The sequence below is a fragment of the Parabacteroides johnsonii DSM 18315 genome (assembly GCF_025151045.1).
Lineage (GTDB): Bacteria > Bacteroidota > Bacteroidia > Bacteroidales > Tannerellaceae > Parabacteroides > Parabacteroides johnsonii.
Window position 1 is genome coordinate 1857462 of sequence record NZ_CP102285.1, and the last position, 22045, is coordinate 1879506.

14 protein-coding genes are annotated in these 22045 nt (G+C 47.1%); 4 read left to right on the plus strand and 10 right to left on the minus strand.

Going from position 1 to position 22045, the window contains the following annotated elements:
- Positions 1-43: 43 nt before the first annotated feature.
- Positions 44-1087 carry an asparaginase gene (locus NQ564_RS07640; protein WP_008149176.1) on the minus strand — a complete coding sequence of 348 codons (1044 nt, stop codon included), beginning with the start codon at positions 1085-1087 and terminating at the stop codon, positions 44-46.
- A gap of 477 nt (positions 1088-1564) precedes the next feature.
- Between NQ564_RS07640 and NQ564_RS07645 the strand changes: the two genes are divergently transcribed.
- Complete coding sequence (locus tag NQ564_RS07645; protein ID WP_008149172.1) at positions 1565-2689, plus strand: DNA polymerase III subunit; 1125 nt, start codon at positions 1565-1567, stop codon at positions 2687-2689.
- Between the two features lie 15 nt (positions 2690-2704).
- Here the strand turns inward: NQ564_RS07645 and NQ564_RS07650 are convergent, their stop codons facing one another.
- Positions 2705-4027, minus strand: coding sequence for an MATE family efflux transporter (locus NQ564_RS07650; protein ID WP_008149170.1), 1323 nt, complete (start codon positions 4025-4027; stop codon positions 2705-2707).
- Positions 4028-4152: 125 nt separating this feature from the next.
- Here NQ564_RS07650 and gldB point away from each other — a divergent pair, with 125 nt between their 5' ends.
- The gene (gene gldB, locus NQ564_RS07655; RefSeq protein ID WP_008149168.1) at positions 4153-5151 is read left to right on the plus strand and encodes a gliding motility lipoprotein GldB; all 999 of its coding nucleotides are present in this window, start codon (positions 4153-4155) and stop codon (positions 5149-5151) included.
- Positions 5152-5244: 93 nt separating this feature from the next.
- Here gldB and NQ564_RS07660 read toward each other — a convergent pair whose 3' ends face one another.
- Positions 5245-6861: an ABC-F family ATP-binding cassette domain-containing protein gene (locus NQ564_RS07660; RefSeq protein ID WP_129649984.1), complete on the minus strand. Its 1617-nt coding sequence runs from the start codon at positions 6859-6861 to the stop codon at positions 5245-5247.
- Positions 6862-7259: 398 nt separating this feature from the next.
- Here NQ564_RS07660 and NQ564_RS07665 point away from each other — a divergent pair, with 398 nt between their 5' ends.
- Entirely contained in the window at positions 7260-7511 is a 252-nt protein-coding gene (locus NQ564_RS07665; protein WP_008149163.1) for a GlsB/YeaQ/YmgE family stress response membrane protein, read from the plus strand.
- A 69-nt stretch (positions 7512-7580) separates the two neighbouring features.
- On the opposite strand, the gene NQ564_RS07670 is transcribed toward NQ564_RS07665, so the two are convergent.
- The 7 genes from NQ564_RS07670 to NQ564_RS07700 form a co-directional block, all read right to left on the minus strand.
- On the minus strand, positions 7581-10511 hold the full coding sequence (locus tag NQ564_RS07670) for a glycoside hydrolase family 2 protein (protein ID WP_021862850.1): 2931 nt from the start codon (positions 10509-10511) through the stop codon (positions 7581-7583).
- 44 nt (positions 10512-10555) lie between these two features.
- The gene (locus NQ564_RS07675; protein WP_021862849.1) at positions 10556-11134 is read right to left on the minus strand and encodes a LutC/YkgG family protein; all 579 of its coding nucleotides are present in this window, start codon (positions 11132-11134) and stop codon (positions 10556-10558) included.
- Positions 11135-11141: 7 nt separating this feature from the next.
- Positions 11142-12509: a lactate utilization protein B gene (locus NQ564_RS07680; RefSeq protein WP_021862848.1), complete on the minus strand. Its 1368-nt coding sequence runs from the start codon at positions 12507-12509 to the stop codon at positions 11142-11144.
- Positions 12506-13246, minus strand: coding sequence for a (Fe-S)-binding protein (locus tag NQ564_RS07685; protein WP_008149151.1), 741 nt, complete (start codon positions 13244-13246; stop codon positions 12506-12508). Before NQ564_RS07685 ends, NQ564_RS07680 begins: the two co-directional genes overlap by 4 nt.
- A 72-nt stretch (positions 13247-13318) precedes the next feature.
- On the minus strand, positions 13319-16549 hold the full coding sequence (carB, locus tag NQ564_RS07690) for a carbamoyl-phosphate synthase (glutamine-hydrolyzing) large subunit (protein WP_129649985.1): 3231 nt from the start codon (positions 16547-16549) through the stop codon (positions 13319-13321).
- Between the two features lie 49 nt (positions 16550-16598).
- Positions 16599-17771 carry a glutamine-hydrolyzing carbamoyl-phosphate synthase small subunit gene (gene carA, locus NQ564_RS07695; RefSeq protein ID WP_008149147.1) on the minus strand — a complete coding sequence of 391 codons (1173 nt, stop codon included), beginning with the start codon at positions 17769-17771 and terminating at the stop codon, positions 16599-16601.
- Between the two features lie 6 nt (positions 17772-17777).
- The gene (locus NQ564_RS07700) at positions 17778-19676 is read right to left on the minus strand and encodes an amidophosphoribosyltransferase (RefSeq protein WP_008149146.1); all 1899 of its coding nucleotides are present in this window, start codon (positions 19674-19676) and stop codon (positions 17778-17780) included.
- A gap of 622 nt (positions 19677-20298) precedes the next feature.
- Here NQ564_RS07700 and NQ564_RS07705 point away from each other — a divergent pair.
- Positions 20299-21843: a sensor histidine kinase gene (locus NQ564_RS07705; RefSeq protein WP_008149142.1), complete on the plus strand. Its 1545-nt coding sequence runs from the start codon at positions 20299-20301 to the stop codon at positions 21841-21843.
- The last annotated feature ends 202 nt before the right edge of the window (positions 21844-22045 follow it).

A 22045-nucleotide genomic window follows, 5' to 3' on the forward strand; every position in this document is an offset into this window, starting at 1 on the left:
CATGCCTATGAAACGATGTTTTCATGCCGAAGGAACTATAGTTTCAAGCAATCGTAATCTCCCCGATCAGCGAACAATTCAGATGCTCCTTTACTTCATCCGGCGCCATGCCATGCCCGAACAGGAACATCAACTTGGCAACAGCACATTCGGTCGTGCTGTCGTAACCGCTCACCACACCGGCCTGCAACAGTTTTCGCCCGGTTTCATAGCGGTGCATTTCCACACTTCCGGCAAGACATTGGGTAACATTGACAATGACAATCCCCCGTTCGACCGCCTCCTTCAACATCTCCAGCAACCAGTCATATCCGGGCGCATTCCCGCTACCGAATGTTTCCATCACGACGCCTTTCAGACCGGGGATATTCAAAATGCTTTCCACAACCTGCGGAGAAATTCCGGGAAATATTTTCAAGATAGCAATATTCCGATCCAATAGGTAATGCGGTTTCAGCGGTTTCCGGGATACCGGATGGTAAATCTGGGAGACATCATACTTAATCGAAATACCGGCATGTGCCAACGGAGGATAATTATAGGAACGGAACGCATTGAAATTATCCGCATTCGTCTTGCTGGTACGGTTTCCGCGCAGCAGGTCGTTCTCAAAGAAAATACAAACTTCAGGAACCAGCGGCATATCGTTTTCACGGGCAGCGGCAATCTCTATCGCCGTAATCAGGTTTTCCTTTCCATCCGTACGAAGCATACCGATCGGAAGCTGTGAACCGGTCAGGATCACCGGCTTACTCAGATTTTCCAGCATAAAGCTCAAAGCGGAAGCGGTAAAGGCCATCGTATCGGTCCCATGCAGAACGACAAAGCCATCGTAATCATGATAATGTTCCGCAATGACATGCACGATCTTCATCCATGAATCCGGTCCCATCTCCGATGAATCCATCGGCGGGTCGAATTGAATAGACGAGATTTTATATCCGAGATTTTTTAGTTCGGGAACATGTTCCTCCAAATGTTCGAAGTTAAAAGCCTCCAAAGAGCCTGTTTCAGGATTTTCTATCATTCCGATAGTACCTCCCGTATATATAATCAGAATAGAAGCGTCATCTTTGCATACATTCATAATACAATCCGTATTTATGTGATTTTCCTTTTTACGACGCAAAGATAACAACTATCATTTTGAAATCAAATACCGAAATAAGATAATTAAAATTTATTCAAAAGCCATTATATCAGAAATACACACAAGAAAAATATTACATTTTGTCAATATCTCAAAAACAAACCGCCATTTCCGCTTTTATTGATCAGGCAATAGAAGTAAGCAATACGCCAGAAACCATACAACAAAATGAAAAAAAGTTTGTTATCGGATAGGGGTTTTTCCAAGTATCTTAGTCTTATCGACGAAATAATAAATGTTACGAAGATGAAATACATACTGTTTATCGCCATGGATTTGGCGTTATATCCTTTTTTACTTGTGCTTTTTATCGGTAAATGCATCAAAGAGAAAATACAGATCGCACATTAAGATGAGGTTTCTTATTTCCCCGATTATTCGTACCTTTGCTCTATCAACTCAATAAGGAGCAACATGTACTTCAAGGATATTATCGGTCAGGAAGAAATAAAAAAACGACTTATACATTCGGCACAGACAGGTGTCGTCCCGCACGCCCAGCTATTCACGGAACAGGGTGGTGCAGGCGCTTTTCCTCTGGCACTGGCCTACGCACGTTATCTGAACTGCACGAACCGGACGGAAACAGATTCATGCGGGCATTGTCCGTCATGCTTGAAGTATAACGAGTTGGCCCATCCGGACCTTCATTTCGTGTTCCCGATCGTATCCAAGAAGGAGAAAAAAAAAGAAGTCTGCGACGATTACCTCACCGAATGGAGAGATTTCCTGAAAGATCGCCCCTATTTCGACATAGACGGCTGGCTGGATCATATCGATGCCGGTAACTCACAGGCCCTAATTTATTCGAAAGAGAGCGACGAGATTATCCGGAAACTAAGCCTCAAGATATACGAAGCGACTTATCGCATCCTGTTGGTATGGCTTCCGGAAAAACTCCATCAGACCTGTGCCAACAAACTCCTGAAGATTATCGAGGAACCTCCCCGGAACACGGTGATCCTGATGGTATCAGAACTTCCCGACCTGGTTTTAGGAACGATCCTGTCCCGTGCACAACGTATCAACGTGCGGGGAATTCATCCGGAAGATATCGCTTCTTCCATGATTTCCCGGTTCAACTTGACTCCCGAAGATGCCAAGCATGTCGCCCATCTGGCAAACGGCAGTTATCTGAAAGCAGTCGAGGCAATCAGCCTGGGAGAGGAGAACAAGTTCTACTTGGAACAGTTCAAAGGCATGATGCGCAATTCCTGGGCGCGTAATGTCAGAGGCATGAAAGACATGGCAGACATGTTGGCGGGTATCGGGCGTGAACGGCAGAAGAACTTTCTTTCTTATTGCCAGCACCTGATACGTGAGAACTTCATGTACCGGTTCCAATCGCCGGAACTCAATTATATGAATATGGACGAAGCCGGCTTTGCCGTAAAGTTCGCACCTTTCATCAATGAACGGAATGTGATCGACATCATGGACGAGTTGGCAAAAGCGGAACGGCATGTGACACAAAATGTGAATGCGAAGATGGTCTTTTTCGATCTTTCCCTACGGCTCACTGTATTGATAAAACGATAGTTTCCGGATCACCGGTCACAACTTTTTATTCCGCCAGTTTCCTTTCCAGAGATAGAAGAAAGCGGACAGGATCATCAAATCGTAGACATGCTCCGTTGTCCAGCAGACCGCCACATCCGCATGTATTCGGATACCGACCCAAAGTGCATAGAAAACATAGACAAAGATGCTTACCATATCAATCAGCAATGCCGTCTGCGTATTGCCCGTTCCCGACACGCTGAAAAAGAAAATAAAAGCAGGTACCGCAATCAGATAAGAGGAAAGCATCACCCAAAGCGACGACACAGAACTGGCAATCAGATCCGGATTATCCGTGTAGATGCGCAATACCAGTTCCGGAAACAGGGCGATCAGAATACCGAGCGGCAAAACGAAATAATAGCAAATCCGTATCATACGTCCGCACAAGCCCATCACCTGTTCCGGCTTTCCGGCACCAATCAGATTGCTGACCAGAGAACTGGAAGTCGAAGCAAAGGCATTGACAAACATAAACAGGAACGAAGAAATACTTCGCACCACATTCGTAATCGCTAGCGGCCGCTCTCCCTGATGCTCCATCACGACAAAAAACACAAACCAGCCTAAAAAAGCAATCCCATGCTGAATCATAATCCAGATAGAAACACTCAATATTTGCTTCAACATCCGGAAATCTATACCCGAATACTCAAACAGCCCGTATTTTCCATAATCGACTTTCTTCCACGTATAGAGAATGAAGAACAGCACCGAAACAGCCTCCGAAATCGATGAAGCGATCGCCGCTCCGGCAATTCCCAATGCCGGTAATCCGAACTTTCCGAATATCAGGACATAGTTCAGCATTACATTGGTCAACACCATCACAACCGAGTTTACGGTCAGGATTTTTGTCTTTGTAATACCAACATAAAAAGCCCTGAACATAACAGCCACAAAAGAGAAGAAAAAGCCATAGACACGCCAGTCCACATACTTCATCGTAGCCTGGTAGACATCATCAGAACCAATCAGTTTGCGTAGGAAGAAAGGCGAATACAGATGCGAAGCCGTAAACAACAACGCTGCAAGCAACAACAGGAAAAATGTCCCCTGCAGAAAGACCGGCCCGATCCGTTTATATTCCTGTGCACCGTTTCGCCGTGCTATTAATACCTGCGCACCGATACTGAAACCGAAGCCAAGCATATAAATCACAAGATAATAGACTCCCGCCAATGCTGAAGCTCCCAACTCGACTTCCCCTACCCGCCCCAAATAGGCCGTATCGGTCAGCCCGATCATGTGCTCCATCAGAAGGCTCATCAGAACAGGGAATGTTATTTGCAGAATTTGTTTGTTCGTGAATTGCATATTGCCAGATAAAAAGGGGTGCAAAGATAATAATAAGAATGGATTGCACAATATAACCGGAAGACATTCGTTTTTATAAAAATGAACCGGTATGATGGTGCGTATAATTTATTAATGATATTCCTATGAAAGCGAAATTATTGCTGATATTCTCTCTGTCATTTTACCTTTTCAGTTGTAATGGACAGAATTCCCATATCCCGGCAGCTGTCACTTCGGCCGTTCCAGTCAAGATCAACCGTTTCGACAAGGAGCTTTTGAAGTTGGTCGATACGAACGACTCCGCCCTGCAAGCCGGGCTTGTACGCGAATACCCACAAATGCTCGACATATTGGGAAAAGGCATCCTGAACATGAAATCTCCGGCAATGCCCGGTTTCTTCGACAAATTGGTCAACTACTATTCCGAACCGACTTTGAAGGGGTTATATACCGATGCTGTCCGTCATTATGACAATGTTTCCCAGATCGAGCAAGCTCTCGGCAACGGTTTCACATGGTTGAAGGCCTGTTTTCCTTCGATGCAGATTCCGGCCATCTATATGCATGTTTCCGGCTTCAACCAAAATGTACTGGTCGGCGACAGCCTGTTGTCCATCTCGATAGATAAATATTTAGGCGAGGAATATCCGTTATACCAGGATTTTTTCTATGATTTCCAGCGCCAATTAATGACACCTGAGCATATCGTCCCCGATTACCTTGCCGGTTGGCTGATGTCCGAGTATCCGTTTGAAGGAAAAGAAAACGTACTACTCGACCGGATGATCTATGAAGGCAAAATAAAATATCTGATCCATCAAGCATTTCCTGAACTGAAGCCTGAAGTACTCATGGGCTACACGGAAACTTCCTATAACTGGTGCAAAGAGAATGAATCCAACCTGTGGAAGGCTATCATAGAACGCAAGCATCTTTATACGCCAGACCAGATGACAACAGGTAAATATTTCGATAACGTCCCCAGCACATTCCTGGCAAGCGATGCTCCCGGAAATCTCGGCAGTTGGCTCGGCTGGCAAATCATCGACAAATATATGCGGGAAACGAATTCGACTCCGGAAGCCTTGATGCAAAACAACGATAGCCAGGCTATCCTGACCGATTCGAAATACAAGCCCTAAAGACTATGAGGGGGGGGAAATAAAAAAACCGTCCTATTCTCGCGAACTGGACGGATAACCTAATCTAACTTAATTCTAATACCATGAAAAACACTATATCTTAATAACAGAACCGGTATCGAAAAGTTTAATGGAACGGTTTATTTTTATTTCTTTCACAAAATAATGATCGTGCGAGATCAACAACACCGTTCCTCTATAACTCTTTATAGCCGCTGTTATTATTTCAACACTTTGTATGTCCAGATTGTTCGTAGGTTCGTCTAAAATAAATACATCCGGCGCATTATTCCCAATCATAAGACAACAGAACAACAAACGGATCTTCTCGCCTCCACTCAGGCAGGCACAGCCCTTATCCCATGTGTCATAAGGGAACAAATAACGATTAAGAATGGATTTCAGTTCGTGTTCCGCCCAATTTCCGGTATTAAAACGCTCCGTCTGTTCGAATACAGTCAGCCGGGGATCGATTACGGAGCATTCCTGATCGATGTATAGATAACTGAAACCGGTCCGCATAATCGTTCCGACAGTCGGTTCCAATTCGCCTAACAACAGTTTGACCAGAGTTGTTTTCCCGCTCCCGTTATTACCGGAAATATGAATACGGTCACCACTCCTGACCTGAATATCCATCGGAAACTGCCATAAGCTGGAGGAAATATAACCAAAATTGATCTGTTCCGCCACTATCAGAATTTTACCGATATGCAGGTTGGAAGAATTAAAGTCCGTCTGAAGTCCTCGCAAACCGGGCATCGCATTCTGAAGGTCGGTAATCGAGTCTTGCAGGGATACCATTTTTTCTTCATGGGTATCCCCCAACCGAACTGTGCTTTTCTCGGCTTTATCTTTCAATGTATTTACGGCCATACGCGAAATACCTTTTTTGAAAGCATACTTTTCGCTGCGGGCATTCATCTTATTTTTCCGTTCCATTACTTCGCGGGCAAGTTTACAGGCTTGTCGTAACTCCTTTTTCTTCTCTCCCAACCGGTTTTGCAAAGCTGTCAACGCCAATTCTTTCTGTTCCTTGTAGAAATCAAAATTACCTCCATAAAGAGTGATGGCATTTCTCTCAAGTTCACAAATACAGGGTAACAGATTCAGCAACGTCCGGTCATGGCTGACAATCAGCATGGTCGAACGGCCGTTCTTAACCATCTCATACAGTTTTTCACGGCTGGCAACATCCAGATGATTCGTCGGCTCGTCCATCAGAATAATTTCCGGCGCATGTACAAGAATACCGGAAAGGAATACCTTTGTCTTTTCCCCTCCACTCAACGAATGCATCGGCCGGGACAGTTGCAGATGTCCCAAATCCCAAAAGGCAAGTGCCGAAAGGCAACGCTCCTCCACATTCCAATCATCATTCAGGGAGATAAAGTTTTCTACCGAAGTGTCACCTTCAAGAATTGCATGAAGTGCCTTTATCCGGTTGTCCACCCTCAAGGCTTCCGCCACTGTCAGGCGATCGAACTGTCCGAAATGTTGCGGAATGTAATAAGGGCGTGAAGAACAGATAATCTCTCCCGACGAAGGTTGCAGGCTTCCCTCAATGATACGCAGCAAGGTCGATTTGCCCGTACCGTTATTGCCGACCAGCGCAAGACGCTGTCCTTTATTGACTGTTAGGTTTATGTCCTGAAAAAGTGGTTCTTTGTCGGCATGAACATAGCATAGCTGATGTACGGATATGCACATAGTTTTCTTTGGATTAAAAATTACAAACTAAAAAGGATAATCACAAACGTGCCGAAGGGCGACACAGGATAAGGCCGGAGTAAAGAATCGGCAATCGAAAATGAACAATTGGCAATTACATCAGTAGATATTTACGATATGCAGAAACCGGCTTAATTGGATATTTTCATCGGAGTACTTATATAATTATACCGCAAAGATAATCCTTTTTCCAATACTATCACCTACTTCATAAAATAGATTCGGACAGCAGTCTCAAAACATCGGTGTTTCGTATTCAAAACATATATGTTTTGTAAGCAAAACACCGGTGTTTTGAAAAAGGGACCCATTATTGTAATAAACTTCATGCCTTCATGGACGGTTATATATACAATACAACATAAAATTTAAAAGCTATGGGATTTTTATGGTACATTATCATAGGTATAGCAGCCGGTTTTCTTGCTGGTAAAATCATGCGGGGAGGTGGCTTCGGAGTAATAATCAATCTGATTTTGGGAATAGTCGGCGGTGTATTGGGCGGCTGGGTATTCGGATTGTTCGGGATTGCGGCTTCCGGTATTATCGGCAGCCTGATTACGGCAACAGTCGGAGCCATTCTGGTACTATGGATCGCTTCGTTGTTTAATAAGCGAAATGTAGATTAGTAACAACAGGACATATAGGGTAACGCAAATCCGCCCAATTGACAAGATCTGCGTCACCCTGTTCCTTTTTTACTCTTTATGCCTATAAGGAGGGTTCTGTTCTTTTACCGTATATACAAGGAAATAATATCCGTCCGGGACTGTTTTAAAGCGGAAACCATCCAAGTTCACAACCGTTCTGCCACCGGCGACCTGTATATTTTTAAAGATTTTCCGGTCAATCCTTTTCCCTTTATCATTTTTCAGCTCGATAGTGAGGTCGACAGTCTTGGGCTGTCCTAAGTTGAACAGCACTGGAGAAATGTGATCGGCCGGACCATATACAACATCGACATTACTACTACCCGCCCAGATCGGTTGGAAAACGGATTGATTGGCATAATAGGCAAGTTTGGGAATACCGAACGGATCAATCAACGGCTTCTGATACGTGAACATATTCGAGCCCGACTCAAGGCTACACCAAGAAAAGCCGTCATAGCCGATCAAAATCTGTTTCTTCATAGACTCCCAAGCTGCGAATGCTTGAAATGCCTGGCTGATTCTCCATTCCGAAGCATCGAGAAGGCGGCCGATACTACCTTTCTCATATTCCCATTCATAGGATTGGATCTTAAACCACGGCTCTTTTTCCGCTAATGTCCAATTCGGTTGTGCGGCAGATTCCTCATGTTCGAAGTTGAAATAAGCCTTATCGTTTGCAGCCAGACAGGAAGCAGCCCATTTGTTGGGAGCTTTTCTGAGAGCTGTCCATTTGGCTCCGTAGCCAGTATAGGCATCCTGACTCCCGCGAGTCATCAACTTTTCCATCAAAACAGGATTAGGAACGATCGGGTTACCCTCCTTGTCGAGCGAACCGTCGTAATTGCCATAGTGCATATGCTGCCAGAAAGAGGTCGGTGAGATCAGGCGGCTGGTGTCTACGGCACTCAAAGTCCTGTAAACCCTTGTCACAAAATCATGCGAATCTGATATGTCGTGCAGTTTGAAACGGTTCGGATGGTTACTTGCCTCCCACATGACAATAGACGGATGGTTGCAGACCTGGCGCATAAACTTCGGATAACCTTCTAAATCAACATTCCAAGCTTCCCCTTCCCTAATCCAAGCGGCAGTCTGCCAAAGAAGATAGACTCCCAACTGATCCGCATATTCGGCATAACGGGGATCGTTGATACCGTCTGTCGTGTCTTTTTCAGCATGGACATGCAGACGCAATAGGTTTCCATTCATTTCCTTGATCATCATCAAGTCTTTTGCAATTGTTTCGTCTGACACACACTTATAGTTTTTCGACATTGTTTCGACCGGATATCTCGAACCCAGTATCTGGGCACCTTTCAGTATTTCAGGCCGATTATTGACATACAGATTCCCATCTTTCTGGGAAATAGTACGGATACCGGTCGTCAGCATATAGTCGTCTATCTCACGGCCTTCCTTGTCACGCAAGATCACTTCCACCCGATACAAGTTCGGACTCTCGGGAGACCATAAGACAGGATTATCGACTGGCATTTCCAATACGATCTCGTTATCGACAGACGGGCGGATTTCGATATTCTGCTTCATCGTAGCGACCTTTTCCCCTTCCACCGGGAACCAAGGATAGTAATTGACTTCGACACTCCCCTCGAAAGCATAGACACCGGAGTATTGCAAGAGTATCCTATTGACCTGCCGGGCGGCTCCGTCAAGCGATCCGGTATATGCAAAGACATCCTTAATCATACAACGGTTCGTCAGGATCAATGTCGCACGTCCCAGGAACCAGCCGATATACGGATCGGATGGGGAGTGCAGCATCCGGTGAGCCGCCTTATAAGGTTTTACACGGACAGCAATGAGATTCTCCTGATTCCGCTGCAGATACTCCGTCACATCCAAATCATACGGATGCCGATTGTTAATCACGGCTACAGGCTGCCCGTTTATCCAAACCTCACCGCCGGGATCTATTGTTTCCAACTTAAGCACGGCACGCTCGAAGTCGGTAAGGTGAATCTTTTTCCGCAGATAATAGCTCTCTTCCTTTTCCCGTAAACCACCATGAGATGAGGGTAGCGTGACCTGTTTCCAAGCACTATCGTCATAGTCAAGCGATTGCCATCCCTGCATCGGCAATACATCGTTAAAATCCTCGTTAATAAGCAAGACAGAAGAATAAGGAGTATGTTTATTCGTTCGGTCCTCAACAAAGTTAAAAAGGGAAATATCGTCTATCTCCGTTGTACCTTCCGAACGAATCACCATCTTGTCAATTTCACGGATATCTGCCTCTCCTATCAGACAAGCAACCGATTTGCCGTTTACCGTCACAAAAAAACGATTGTTGGTGAAATCACCGTATATTTCCAGATGCAAAGGAACGCTCGAGTCATAATGCCCGTTACCCTTGTTCATTCCTGACGACAACGAGAATACCTTATCCGCCAAGCGAGTGGAGAGGAGAGGTTTCCCGCCTTTATGAAAAACAATTGTACATCCGGAGCCCACTTTCTTTACATCCAGATGCAACCGGAAACGCCACCGGATGGGGTCCAGATTTCTTTCGACCGCACAATCTTCCAGAATCAGGCTACCATCTTTCACAGTCGCCCCGTTCACAACCGTCCATCCGGCAAAGGCATTTTGAACATCTTCAGCTTTTCCGGCACGATAACCATATGCACGCCAATCGGCGAGCCGGAGTGTTTGCCGGACATTCGTCAACGGCTGAGGCTTTATCCGTCTGACCGTCTGCCGTATATCTCCGTCTCCGATAAGAGGTTTATCCAGACCGAGATTACCATAAAACCCGGAAGCAAAAGCAGCATATTTGTTCAGGAAATCAATCCGCTGGTCAAGAGACATCCATTCGCTCTCTCCGGTAAAATCGGTTTCTCCGTCCGCTTTTGAGTCGGATGTGATATAACGCATCTCAAAAGTAGTATGTACCTGTGCCTCTGTATAAGAGAAAAACAAGGTACTCAGAAGTACCAACAAGGCTATTTTCTTCATAATGTATTCTGTTTTCCAGGTTTTAACTCCAATTGGGGAGAGCCCTATCTCAACACCACCAGCACCCCGACCGGGCCGTGTGCCCCCAATACAAGCGCCTGTTCGATATCGGCTGTTTTGGATGGGCCTGAGATGAAAGCGCCGAAATCGTATGTCATGTTTTCCGTTCGCTTATAGGCCTCGTGCATGTTGTTCACGATCGAACTACGATCTATCAGCATGACCAAGCTGTTGGAGATAAAATACAATGCCTTGTGCTTCACCCCGCGGGTAATCCAGACAGCCCCGTTCTCGGCTACACCGAAATGGCCCTCCACGACGGCAAGGTCAGTATTGTCCAACTCGCGGGGATCGTCGAGGTCGTCCGGATTGAAGGTGGCACAGGTGATACCGGGCAGATTGGAAGCAATCCGGGTTGCATCAGGAAAATGGCGGCGGATGATATCGTTGATATCGTCGCCAGGCTGCATCAGGACAGCTTGCCCCCCGGCAGCTTTCAGGGAGTCGGTAAATTGGGTGATTTTATCTTCGTAAGTGATGGCATCCAGCGTCAGTTCCGGCATGTCGTAACGTTTGCCGGTGTGGCGACGGATAGCAGATAATATATCGTTTTTACTACTCATTGTCATATTATTTTATCTTGTTACTTTTCCACATTTCATTGAACGACTGTTTGGCAAAAACCGGCAGTTCACGACCCTTTCCCCATGCATTCAGAGCGTTGTAGATCATAAAACGAGGCATCTTATTGGCCACCGGGGCAAACTTCAAAGCCGCATTGAACAGCTTCGGGCGTTCCATCAAGAACTTCATGCCGCCGGACATAATCTTCTTCTCTGTGCTCGCTTTTCCAATCTTATCCAAATCCTGGCGCCAGCGGTAAATCTGTTCGCCGAGATCAATCTTGACCGGGCAGACATTCGAGCAAGAGAGGCACAGCGAGCAGGCGGAAACATTGTCCGAATATTTCACCGGATCTTTTAGCATCCCCAAGTTGATCCCGATCGGTCCGGGTATAAAATAGGTATAAGAATAGCCACCGCTACGACGATAGACCGGACAGGTATTCATACACTCGCCACAACGGATGCAGTTCAGAGTACGGATATGATCAGGACGCGCCAGGATATCGCTCCGCCCATTATCGACTATAATGATATGAAACTCTCCCCCTTCTTTCGGCTTACAATAGTGAGAAGTATAAGAAGTGATCGGCTGCCCCGTGCCGGAGCGTGCCAGCAGACGAGTAAAGACACCTAACGACTCCCGATCCGGAACGATCTTCTCCATTCCGAACGTCGCAATGTGGACATTCGGGAAAGAAGTTCCCATATCTGCATTCCCTTCATTGGTACAAACCACTATCTCACCAGTCGAAGCGACTGCAAAGTTAGCTCCCGTCATAGCGACATCGGCTGTCAGGAACTTCTCGCGCATATTTTTGCGGACGGCATGCGTCAGATAGGTCGGGTCTGAGTTTCCTTTTTCCGTACCTAACACGCGCTCCATCATCTCGCCTACCTCCTGCCGCTTGATATGGATAGCGGGCATCACGATATGGCTGGGATGAAGTTTCATCCATTGAAGTATACGTTCACCGAGGTCGCTCTCAATTATATCGTAGCCGTTTCCGAACAAGAAATCGTTCATGCCACACTCTTCGGTCAACATAGATTTACTCTTTATCAGCGTATGCGCCTTATGTTGCCTCAGGATTTCAGCGACAATCGCATTATGTTCCGCCGCATCTTTCGCCCAATGGACGATTGCCCCATTAGCCGTGGCGTTCTTCTCGAACTCCTCCAAAAGGGTATCCAAATGACTGTTCGAATAAAGTTTGATATCACAAGCCAGTTCGCGCAAGCGTTCCCATTCGGGAAGCGAATGGCTCATTTTATCCCGTTTGGCACGGACCATCCAGAGGGTTTCGTCGTGCCAGGCTTCCTGCTTGCGGTTCCCGATGAAGCGGGCAGCCGCTTTTGAATGTTTCGTGCTCATAATCCGGAGGCTAATATTTCAACAATATGAATCGTTTTAATCGGAAGGTTGTCACGCTTGATCACGCCTTCCATATGCATCAGGCAAGAACTATCGGCACCGGTGATGTACTCGGCTCCCGTGCTCATGTGGTCCTTCACCTTATCTTGTCCCATGCAAACGGACACTTCGGGCTCTTCAATCGCAAACATGCCACCGAAGCCGCAGCACTCGTCGACACGTTTCGGTTCGAATATCTCGATGCCTTTCACCAAAGAAAGGAGATCGCGTAACTTGGAAAAATACGGGATATTCCGTTCGCTCGGAGAAGAAAGATGCAACTCGCGCACACCGTGACAGCTATTGTGGATGCTCACCTTGTGGGGAAACTCGGCTTTCAGTTCTTTGACCTTCACAATATCGTGCAGAAACTCGCAGATATCATAAATCTTCTTGCTATTCATACACACATGCCCTGCCTTTTCCAGAATACCGGGATGATTCTCTTTCACGAAAGCGACGCAACTGGCGGAAGGACCAACCACATAATCGTATGAACGGAACAACTCTTCCATCCGCAGCGCCAACCCTGCCGATTCATGCTCGAACCCGGCATTAGCCATCGGCTGACCGCAACAAGTCTGGTCTAACGGATAATCCACATCCAACCCAAGACTTTTCAATAATTTATAGGAAGCAACACCAACTTCCGGATACACCGCATTGATATAACAAGGAATAAATAGTCCTATCTTCATATTGGTTTATTTTAATTACCACAAATGTAATAATTATTTCTATTACTTTCGGCTTGATCCAAAAGTAACGGATCATTTATACTCTTGCCAACTCCGTATCTGAATATCATCTATGCCCAAGGTACAGAAAGCTTCAATAAAGGCGCTTGCCAGACGGGCATTCGTGATGAGCGGAACGTTCAAGTCGATAGCGGCACGGCGGATCTTGTAGCCATTGTCCAATTCTCCGGCGGAAAGATCGCGCGGAATATTCACAACCATGTCGATTTTCCTTTCGTGGAGCATAGTGAGTGCTTGCGGTTCTTTGCCCTCCTCGCTCGGCCAGTAAACCTGCGTGCTGGAGATACCATTCTCTTCAAGGAAACGATACGTCCCGCCTGTGGCAAAGAGATTATAGCCTTTTGCAACCAGCATCTTGGCGGCATCCAGCATAGCCACTTTCTGTTTCGGTGTCCCCGTCGAGAGCAAAATATTCTTTTCAGGAATGCGGAGACCGACAGAGAGCATACTCTTCAGGATTGTCTCGGAAACATCGTCACCGATACAGCCGACCTCACCCGTCGAAGCCATATCAACTCCCAGGACGGGATCGGCTTTCTGCAAGCGGTTAAAAGAGAACTGGGAAGCTTTGATACCTACATAATCCAGGTCAAACTCGTTTTTATTCGGTTTCTCGACAGGCAAGCCCAACATGATACGGGTAGCCAGTTCGATAAAGTTAATCTTCAATACTTTACTAACGAAGGGGAAAGAACGGCTCGCGCGAAGGTTACATTCGATCACCTTGATCTCGTTGCCTTTCGCCAGGAACTGGATATTGAACGGGCCGGAGATATTCAGTTCCTTCGCGATCTGCTTACTGATACGCTTGATCCGACGGACCGTTTCGACATACAGCTTTTGTGCGGGAAACTGGATAGTCGCATCGCCGGAATGCACACCAGCAAACTCGATATGTTCGGAGATCGCATACATGACGATCTCACCCTTATCGGCCACCGCATCCATTTCCACCTCCTTGGCATGTTCAATGAACTGGCTGACAACGACCGGATGCTTCTTCGAAACGTTGGCCGCCAGCTGCAGGAAGCGTTCGAGTTCCTCTTGGTTAGAGCAGACATTCATGGCGGCACCGCTCAACACATAACTCGGACGAACCAAGACCGGAAAACCCACCTCGGCCACAAACTCGTTGATATCCTCCATCGACGAAAGTTCTTTCCAGCGCGGTTGATCCACTCCGATACGGTCCAGCATGGCGGAGAACTTCTCGCGGTCCTCGGCATTGTCGATGCTCTTGGCGGATGTCCCTAAGATATTGACATGCTGCTCGTCGAGGCGCATCGCCAAGTTATTCGGGATCTGGCCGCCTGTCGAGACAATCACGCCGTGCGGATTTTCCAGTTCGAGGATATCCATCACACGCTCGAAGGTCAGTTCGTCGAAGTAAAGGCGGTCGCACATATCATAGTCGGTCGAAACCGTTTCGGGGTTGTAGTTGATCATCACCGAACGCCAGCCCTCCTTACGGATCGTTTCCAACGCCTGCACGCCGCACCAGTCGAACTCGACCGAGCTGCCGATCCGGTAAGCGCCGGAACCCAGCACGACGATGGAGCGATGGTCGCCCAGATACTGCACATCGTTTTCCGTACCACTATAGGTCAGATACAGATAGTTCGTCTGCGCCGGATATTCGGCGGCCAACGTATCGATCTGCTTCACGACCGGGACGATACCGTGCTCCTTACGGAACTGGCGTACCTGCATCATGCCTTTTTCTATATCCCCTTCAAGGCCGAGGGCACGGGCGATCTGGAAATCGGAGAAGCCCTGCACTTTCGCCTTGCGAACGAGTTCCGGGTTCAAACGCCAACGCTTGATGCCTTTCATATCGAAGGCGCGCAGTTCCTTATCGGTCTGCATGATTCCGTAAAGTTTTTGCAGGAACCACTTGTCGATCTTCGTCAATTCATGTATCTGGTCGACGGTATATCCGGCACGGAATGCTTTCGAGATAACAAAGATGCGGGTATCGGTCGGTTCATGGAGCGCCTTGTCGATGTCGGCGATCACCAGCTCCTTGTTTTCCACGAAGCCGTGCATGCTCTGTCCGATCATACGCAGACCCTTCTGAATCGCCTCTTCGAAGGTACGACCAATCGCCATCACCTCGCCCACCGATTTCATGCTCGACCCCAATTCGCGTGCCACACCGTGGAACTTGCCCAAGTCCCAACGCGGGATCTTGCAGACCACATAATCGAGAGCCGGTTCGAAGAAAGCGCTTGTCGTCTTCGTCACTGAATTTTTCAAATCGAAAAGGCCATACCCTAATCCCAACTTGGCAGCGACGAACGCCAATGGATAGCCGGTTGCCTTGGAGGCCAGCGCAGATGAACGAGAGAGACGGGCGTTCACTTCGATCACACGATAATCTTCGCTCTCAGGATCGAAAGCATATTGCACGTTGCATTCCCCCACGATACCGATATGACGGATGATCCGGATAGCCAGTTCGCGAAGTTTATGATACTCGCTGTTGGTCAGTGTTTGTGACGGAGCAATGACAATACTTTCGCCGGTATGGATGCCCAACGGATCGAAGTTCTCCATATTACAGACCGTGATGCAGTTGTCGAAACGATCCCGCACCACTTCATATTCCACTTCTTTCCACCCCTTCAAGCTCTTTTCCACCAACACCTGGGGAGAGAAAGAGAAGGCTTTTTCGACCAACACGTCCAGTTCTTCCTCATTGTCGCAGAAGCCGGAACCGAGGCCGCCCAATGCATAAGCAGCGCGGACAATCACCGGATAGCCCAACCCGGCAGCAGCCCGGCGGGCATCTTCGGCATTCTCCACCGCTTCGCTCTTGATCGTCTTCACACCGATCTCATCGAGTTTACGGACAAAGAGTTCACGGTCTTCCGTATCCATGATCGCTTGTACCGGAGTACCGAGCACACGGACGTTATATTTTTCCAGCACTCCACTCTGGTAAAGCGCCACACCGCAGTTCAATGCCGTCTGGCCGCCAAAAGCGAGCAGGATACCATCCGGACGTTCCTTAGCAATCACCTTTTCGACGAAAAAGGGAGTGACAGGCAGGAAATAAACAGTATCTGCCACTCCTTCCGAAGTCTGTACCGTGGCGATATTCGGATTGATAAGCACTGTCTGGATTCCCTCCTCCTTAATAGCTTTTAAAGCCTGGCTGCCTGAATAGTCGAATTCTCCCGCTTCGCCGATCTTTAGGGCGCCGGAACCGAGTACCAGGACTTTCTTTATATCTTCTTTCATTTTCGGACTCTTTTATTCGTTAACATTTTTAGATCTGTCGTCCCAATTCCTAAAGCAAATCGACAAACTTATCGAAGATAAACTCCGTATCGGTCGGTCCGCTACATGCTTCGGGATGGAACTGGGAAGAGAAGAAAGGCTTCGTCTTATGCCGGATTCCTTCGTTTGTCCCGTCGTTCATATTGATAAAGAGCGGTTCCCAGTCAGCACCCAACGTGTCATTGTCCACTGCGTAGCCGTGATTCTGGGAAGTGATGAAACACTTCTCCGTCCCCACCATACGCACCGGCTGGTTATGGCTGCGGTGGCCGTACTTCAGTTTATAGATCGAAGCACCACCAGCTTTGGCAAGCAACTGGTTTCCCATACAGATGCCACAGATCGGTTTGTCGCCACCGAGTGCCTTACGGATATTTTGGACAGCCGCATCGCAAGTGTCCGGATCGCCGGGACCGTTCGATAGGAAAAGCCCGTCATACTCCAGTTGGTTGAAATCATAGTTCCAGGGGACACGTATCACCGCCACATTCCGCTTCAGGAGGCTGCGGATGATATTAGCCTTCACACCACAATCGAGAAGCACTACACGCTTTAAGAGTTGAAAGTTGAAATTTGAAATTTGAAATTTGTCGGTATCTACGGGAAACGACATTTCCGTTCCGTCAGGCAGGTAGACAATGATCTCTTTACAGGAAACGCGGTCCACATAGTTGATGCTCCCGTAGTCCGGCATTTCCCCTTCACTTTCACCTTTTACCTTTCCACTTTCACCTTCGTTATCGGCGGTGCCGATAACGATACGTCCCATCATTACGCCATGCTCCCGGATCTTCTTCGTCAGTGCACGGGTGTCGATACCGGTGATTCCGGGGATCATCTCACGCTTCAGCCAGTCGCTAAGGCTCTCCACAGCATTCCAGTGGCTATACTCTTCGCTATAGTCACTCACGATAATCGCCTCTGCATGGATTTTCTCACTCTCCATAAAGGTAGGCAAGCCGTTCTCTTCGATCGAGAAAGGAGGCACCCCGTAGTTTCCGACCAACGGATAGGTCAGAACCATTAGCTGCCCGGCATACGAAGGGTCGGTAAGGCTTTCGGGATAACCGGTCATAGCGGTATTGAACACCACCTCGCCAGCCACCGCCTTGTCAAAACCAAAAGAGAAGCCACGAAACATGCTTCCGTCGTCTAAGACCAATGTTGCTGTTTTTCTTGTCATTCTTATCTATTTTTCAATTTTCAATTTTTCATATTCCATTTCCACATAGTGGATAAGCGCCTCGTTCACCATTCGCGCACCGCCCGGTGTCGGATAATCACCGGAGAAGTACCAGTCGCCCGGATGATCGGGACAGGCGGCATGCAACCCCTCGAGTGTCTGATAGACGATCTCCACCTTTGCACGTGTTCCAACGGGAGTAAGCAGTTCCACCATCTTAGCCGAGATTTCCTCATCGGTAAAAGGTGCATAAATCTCCTTTACATAATTCACAGTCGTATCACACGGCACGGTCTGTTGCCTCCTGGCTTTCTTGTAGGCATCGAGCAGGACGGATTCCATCCCCCTGTCTACCAGGAGCGCCACGGCGGCCTTGAACGCGATAAACTCGCTCATGCGGGACATATCGATACCATAATAATCCGGATAACGTACCTGCGGAGAAGAGCTGACCACCACAATCTTCTTCGGGTTCAGGCGATCCAGGATACCGATGATACTCTGCCGGAGTGTCGTACCACGCACGATACTGTCGTCGATCACGACCAGATTGTCCTCAAAAGGCACGATACTTCCATACGTGATGTCGTATACATGGGCAGCCAAGTCGTTACGGCTGTTGCCCTCAGCAATAAAGGTACGCAGTTTGATATCCTTGATCGCTACTTTTTCACACCTGACACGCATGGACAGGATTTGTTCCAGTTCTTCCTCCTGAAGCAGGTGACTGCGATCGGCGATCCATTCCTTTTTCTTCTTGTTCAGATATTCGTTCATGCCCTCCTGCAACCCGAAATAGGCGACCTCCGCTGTATTCGGGATAAAGGAGAAGACCGTATGATTCAGGTCATTGTCTACAGCCTTCAGGACAGCAGGTACCAGATTTTCACCCAACCGTTTCCGTTCGCGGTAAATATCCCGGTCGCTTCCGCGTGAGAAATAAATGCGTTCGAACGAGCAAGCCTTATTTTCCTTCGGCTCCATGATCTGCGACGTATGCCAGTCACCTTGCTTGTTGATGATCAGCGCCTCTCCTCTTTTCAGTTCATGTATATCACCGACAGGCACGTTCATGGCCGTCTGAATCACCGGGCGTTCGCTTGCCAGGATCACGATCTCGTCGTCGGCATAATAGAATGCCGGACGGATGCCCCAGGGATCACGCACGCTGAAAGACTCACCGCTCCCCGTCAGCCCACAGATCACAAAACCACCGTCCCACAACGGGACACAACGTTTCAAGACATTCGACAGGTCGACATTCGCCTCGATCGCATGGGTGATCTCCATTCCCTTCAGCCCTTCGGCTTCATATTTACGGTACAGGCGTTCGACCTCACGGTCCAGACGGTGCCCTACCTGTTCCAGCATGATGAAGGTGTCGGCATAGGCACGCGGATGCTGGCCGATAGCTGTTATCTCTTCAAAAATATCCTGTACGTTAGTAAGATTGAAATTACCGCAAAGAGCGAGGTTCTTGGCTCTCCAGTTGTTACGGCGTAAAAAAGGATGGACATAGGAAATACCGGACTTACCGGTTGTACTGTAACGCAGGTGCCCCATATAAAGCTCTCCTGCAAAAGGAAGGTTTGTTTTAGCAAAAAGCGGATCGTTCAGTTTTCTGGGCGGCAAATCTTTGTAATGCTCATGAACGGCTGCGAATATCTCGGTAATAGCTCCTGTGCCTAACGCTCTTTCCCGAAACATATATTCTTCACCGGGGCTGGCTTCCAACTTGACGCATGCTAAACCGGCTCCTTCCTGACCGCGGTTATGCTGCTTTTCCATCAACAAATAGAGCTTATTGAGCCCATACATCCAGGTTCCATACTTCTGATGATAATATTCCAAAGGCTTTAGTAACCGGACCATGGCGACTCCACACTCGTGTTTAAGTACTTCCATTTGGTTCTATCTTGTTTATTTCGACTGCAAAGATACTTACATTATATTACATAATGTTCATACAAACGAAATTTATTTGACATATTAATAGAAATAATTATTTTATCTACCATTTAGTTAAATTATTTTATAAAATAATATTCTTTCGACAAATCTATCAAATAAAAAGGAAAAGCCCTTTCGCCATATACGGATCGTAAGAGAGCAAAGGGCTTTTCCTTTATAATCATTATCGGAGTGGTTTTGTTCCGGAGAATCCGACCTTTATTTCAAGCAGGACAACCACAACCCTTTTCGACCTTCACCAACACGACTTCCGGTAAAAGCACTCTTATCTCCTCTTCTTTTATCTTCAGGGCAAAAGAATCTTTTTTTCAATCCTCTTTCCCATATTGTCATTTTGATAAGTCAATAAGGGTATTTGCTTTCAAATAGAATGTTAAAAAATATTACCCTTGCGGGTAATTTCCAAAAGATGCCCTATTAATTCAAAATAGATGGGATAGAGCTATCATTTTGATAATAATCTTTTGCCGGAAACAGGAGAAACTAAGAAATCTCACATTTTCATGTCCCCTGTGACAAAAAATCTTTATATTTGTCTAACGTTAAAATTCAAATTATGAGAATTTACAACTTTATTATCGCCCTCATTATCTGTTTTTGTGTTTCCCTTCAGGCACAAAACAATGCGGACAATTTTAAGCAACAGGCACAAAGTAGCTTTGAGAACAAAGACTATACGAAAGCCCGCTATCTTTATATCCAGGCATATAAGGATTACGCAAATGAAGGAAAAATAACGCAAGCAATCGAATGCGGTACACAGGCGGCCTCCCTCTATTACCGCGAGAACTACTATCAGGAAGCGTTCGACCTCTGCCGGCAAATGAGCCAGATAGTGGCGAATCAGGAACAAACAGAGCAAAAGAAACTGTACGGCCTGCGTTTTATGATAACAAAAGAGCGCCTGCAAATGTATATCAAGCTGAGGAACGCCGCACAGGCACAGCTCCAGCTTAACACACTGGACAACCTGGCCGAAGAATCAGGCAATCCCGAACTTACCGAAGAACTGTTGTACACACAAACCGATTATTTCTATATCTTCGGACAGAAAAAAGAAGGAGATGCAGCATTCAACAAGCTCATCAGCCAATACCGGAAAAAAAAGGAATACGGCAAAGTCAGCGAATGCTATCAAAACCTGATCGCGATTGCTCGCAAAGCCAATAATACCTCGTTGATGGAGCAAACCTACGAGAAATATATGGTATGGACCGATTCCGTAAAGATGCTTACCGCAGAAGACAAATTGGATGCCTTGCAACAAAAATACGATAGCAGCCTGCAAACGATACAGGAAAAAGAAGACCGGCTATCAGCCAAGCAGTATATCATCGCCGGGCTCTGCACGTTGGCCGCCATTTTAATTGCCGCATTGGCGTTCCTGGCATTCCTGGTCATGCGTTTCATCCTCCTGAACCGGAAGCTGAAGAAGATCATCCAGACCATCACCGAGCACAGCGAACAACAGACCGGGTTCATCCAAAGCATATCGGCGCAGATGGAACCGACACTGGACGAAATGAGCAAATCGGTAGCCGGATTGCAAACCGCGGCCCCCGGACAGGCGAAAGCCATACAAGCCCGTGTCGATGCCCTGAAACAGTTCGGAGACCATATACAAGAACTTTCTTTGTTGGAAAACTCCTTGCTGGAAACCTACGAAGCACAATCTTTTAATGTCAGCTCTTTCTGCGAGAAAGTGATGGAACAGGTAAAAGAGGATGTCCGTCCGGGCGTTGAAGTCACTACTGATATCCCGAAGATCGAAATCAAGACAAATGCCGAACAGCTACAACGCATCTTGCTGCACCTGCTGAAAAATGCGGCGATCTACACGACATCAGGCAAAATCAAGTTGGAATTCAAAAAGAAAGGGGCCCATCTCTGTCAGTTTATCGTAACCGACAACGGTCCGGGTATCCCCGCCGAAAAGCAGGTGGCGATCTTCAAACCTTTTACCGAAATCAAGGACCTGGCCGATGGAGACGGACTGGGATTACCCATCTGCTCCCTGATTGCTTCGAAGATGAACGGCACACTGTCCATAGACCCCGAATACAAAAAAGGCAGCCGCTTTATTCTGGTATTGCAGGTGTAACCTGACACATACATTGCCTGCCGCAGACGAGTGCGCATCCCTGTATCGTCTGCGGCAGGTCGCATCCGGTAAATTTCATTCCATCCTCTCCTTTATTATCCTCCAAGAATACGTATCGAAAGAATACGATATACTTTCTATTTGAAAGAATTAAACAATATTTTCATTACAAATTATCACACAAATCAGCAAAACACTTTCA

Excerpts from the sequence above, each read along its gene's own strand:
- carB (WP_129649985.1), bottom strand. The coding sequence starts at position 16,549 with ATGAAAGAAGATATAAAGAAAGTCCTGGTACTCGGTTCCGGCGCCCTA.
- NQ564_RS07680 (WP_021862848.1), bottom strand. The coding sequence starts at position 12,509 with ATGAGCACGAAACATTCAAAAGCGGCTGCCCGCTTCATCGGGAACCGC.
- NQ564_RS07685 (WP_008149151.1), bottom strand. The coding sequence starts at position 13,246 with ATGAAGATAGGACTATTTATTCCTTGTTATATCAATGCGGTGTATCCG.
- NQ564_RS07640 (WP_008149176.1), bottom strand. The coding sequence starts at position 1,087 with ATGAATGTATGCAAAGATGACGCTTCTATTCTGATTATATATACGGGA.
- NQ564_RS07665 (WP_008149163.1), top strand. The coding sequence starts at position 7,260 with ATGGGATTTTTATGGTACATTATCATAGGTATAGCAGCCGGTTTTCTT.
- NQ564_RS07645 (WP_008149172.1), top strand. The coding sequence starts at position 1,565 with ATGTACTTCAAGGATATTATCGGTCAGGAAGAAATAAAAAAACGACTT.
- NQ564_RS07675 (WP_021862849.1), bottom strand. The coding sequence starts at position 11,134 with ATGAGTAGTAAAAACGATATATTATCTGCTATCCGTCGCCACACCGGC.
- gldB (WP_008149168.1), top strand. The coding sequence starts at position 4,153 with ATGAAAGCGAAATTATTGCTGATATTCTCTCTGTCATTTTACCTTTTC.
- carA (WP_008149147.1), bottom strand. The coding sequence starts at position 17,771 with ATGACAAGAAAAACAGCAACATTGGTCTTAGACGACGGAAGCATGTTT.
- NQ564_RS07650 (WP_008149170.1), bottom strand. The coding sequence starts at position 4,027 with ATGCAATTCACGAACAAACAAATTCTGCAAATAACATTCCCTGTTCTG.
- NQ564_RS07700 (WP_008149146.1), bottom strand. The coding sequence starts at position 19,676 with ATGGAAGTACTTAAACACGAGTGTGGAGTCGCCATGGTCCGGTTACTA.
- NQ564_RS07660 (WP_129649984.1), bottom strand. The coding sequence starts at position 6,861 with ATGTGCATATCCGTACATCAGCTATGCTATGTTCATGCCGACAAAGAA.
- NQ564_RS07705 (WP_008149142.1), top strand. The coding sequence starts at position 20,299 with ATGAGAATTTACAACTTTATTATCGCCCTCATTATCTGTTTTTGTGTT.
- NQ564_RS07670 (WP_021862850.1), bottom strand. The coding sequence starts at position 10,511 with ATGAAGAAAATAGCCTTGTTGGTACTTCTGAGTACCTTGTTTTTCTCT.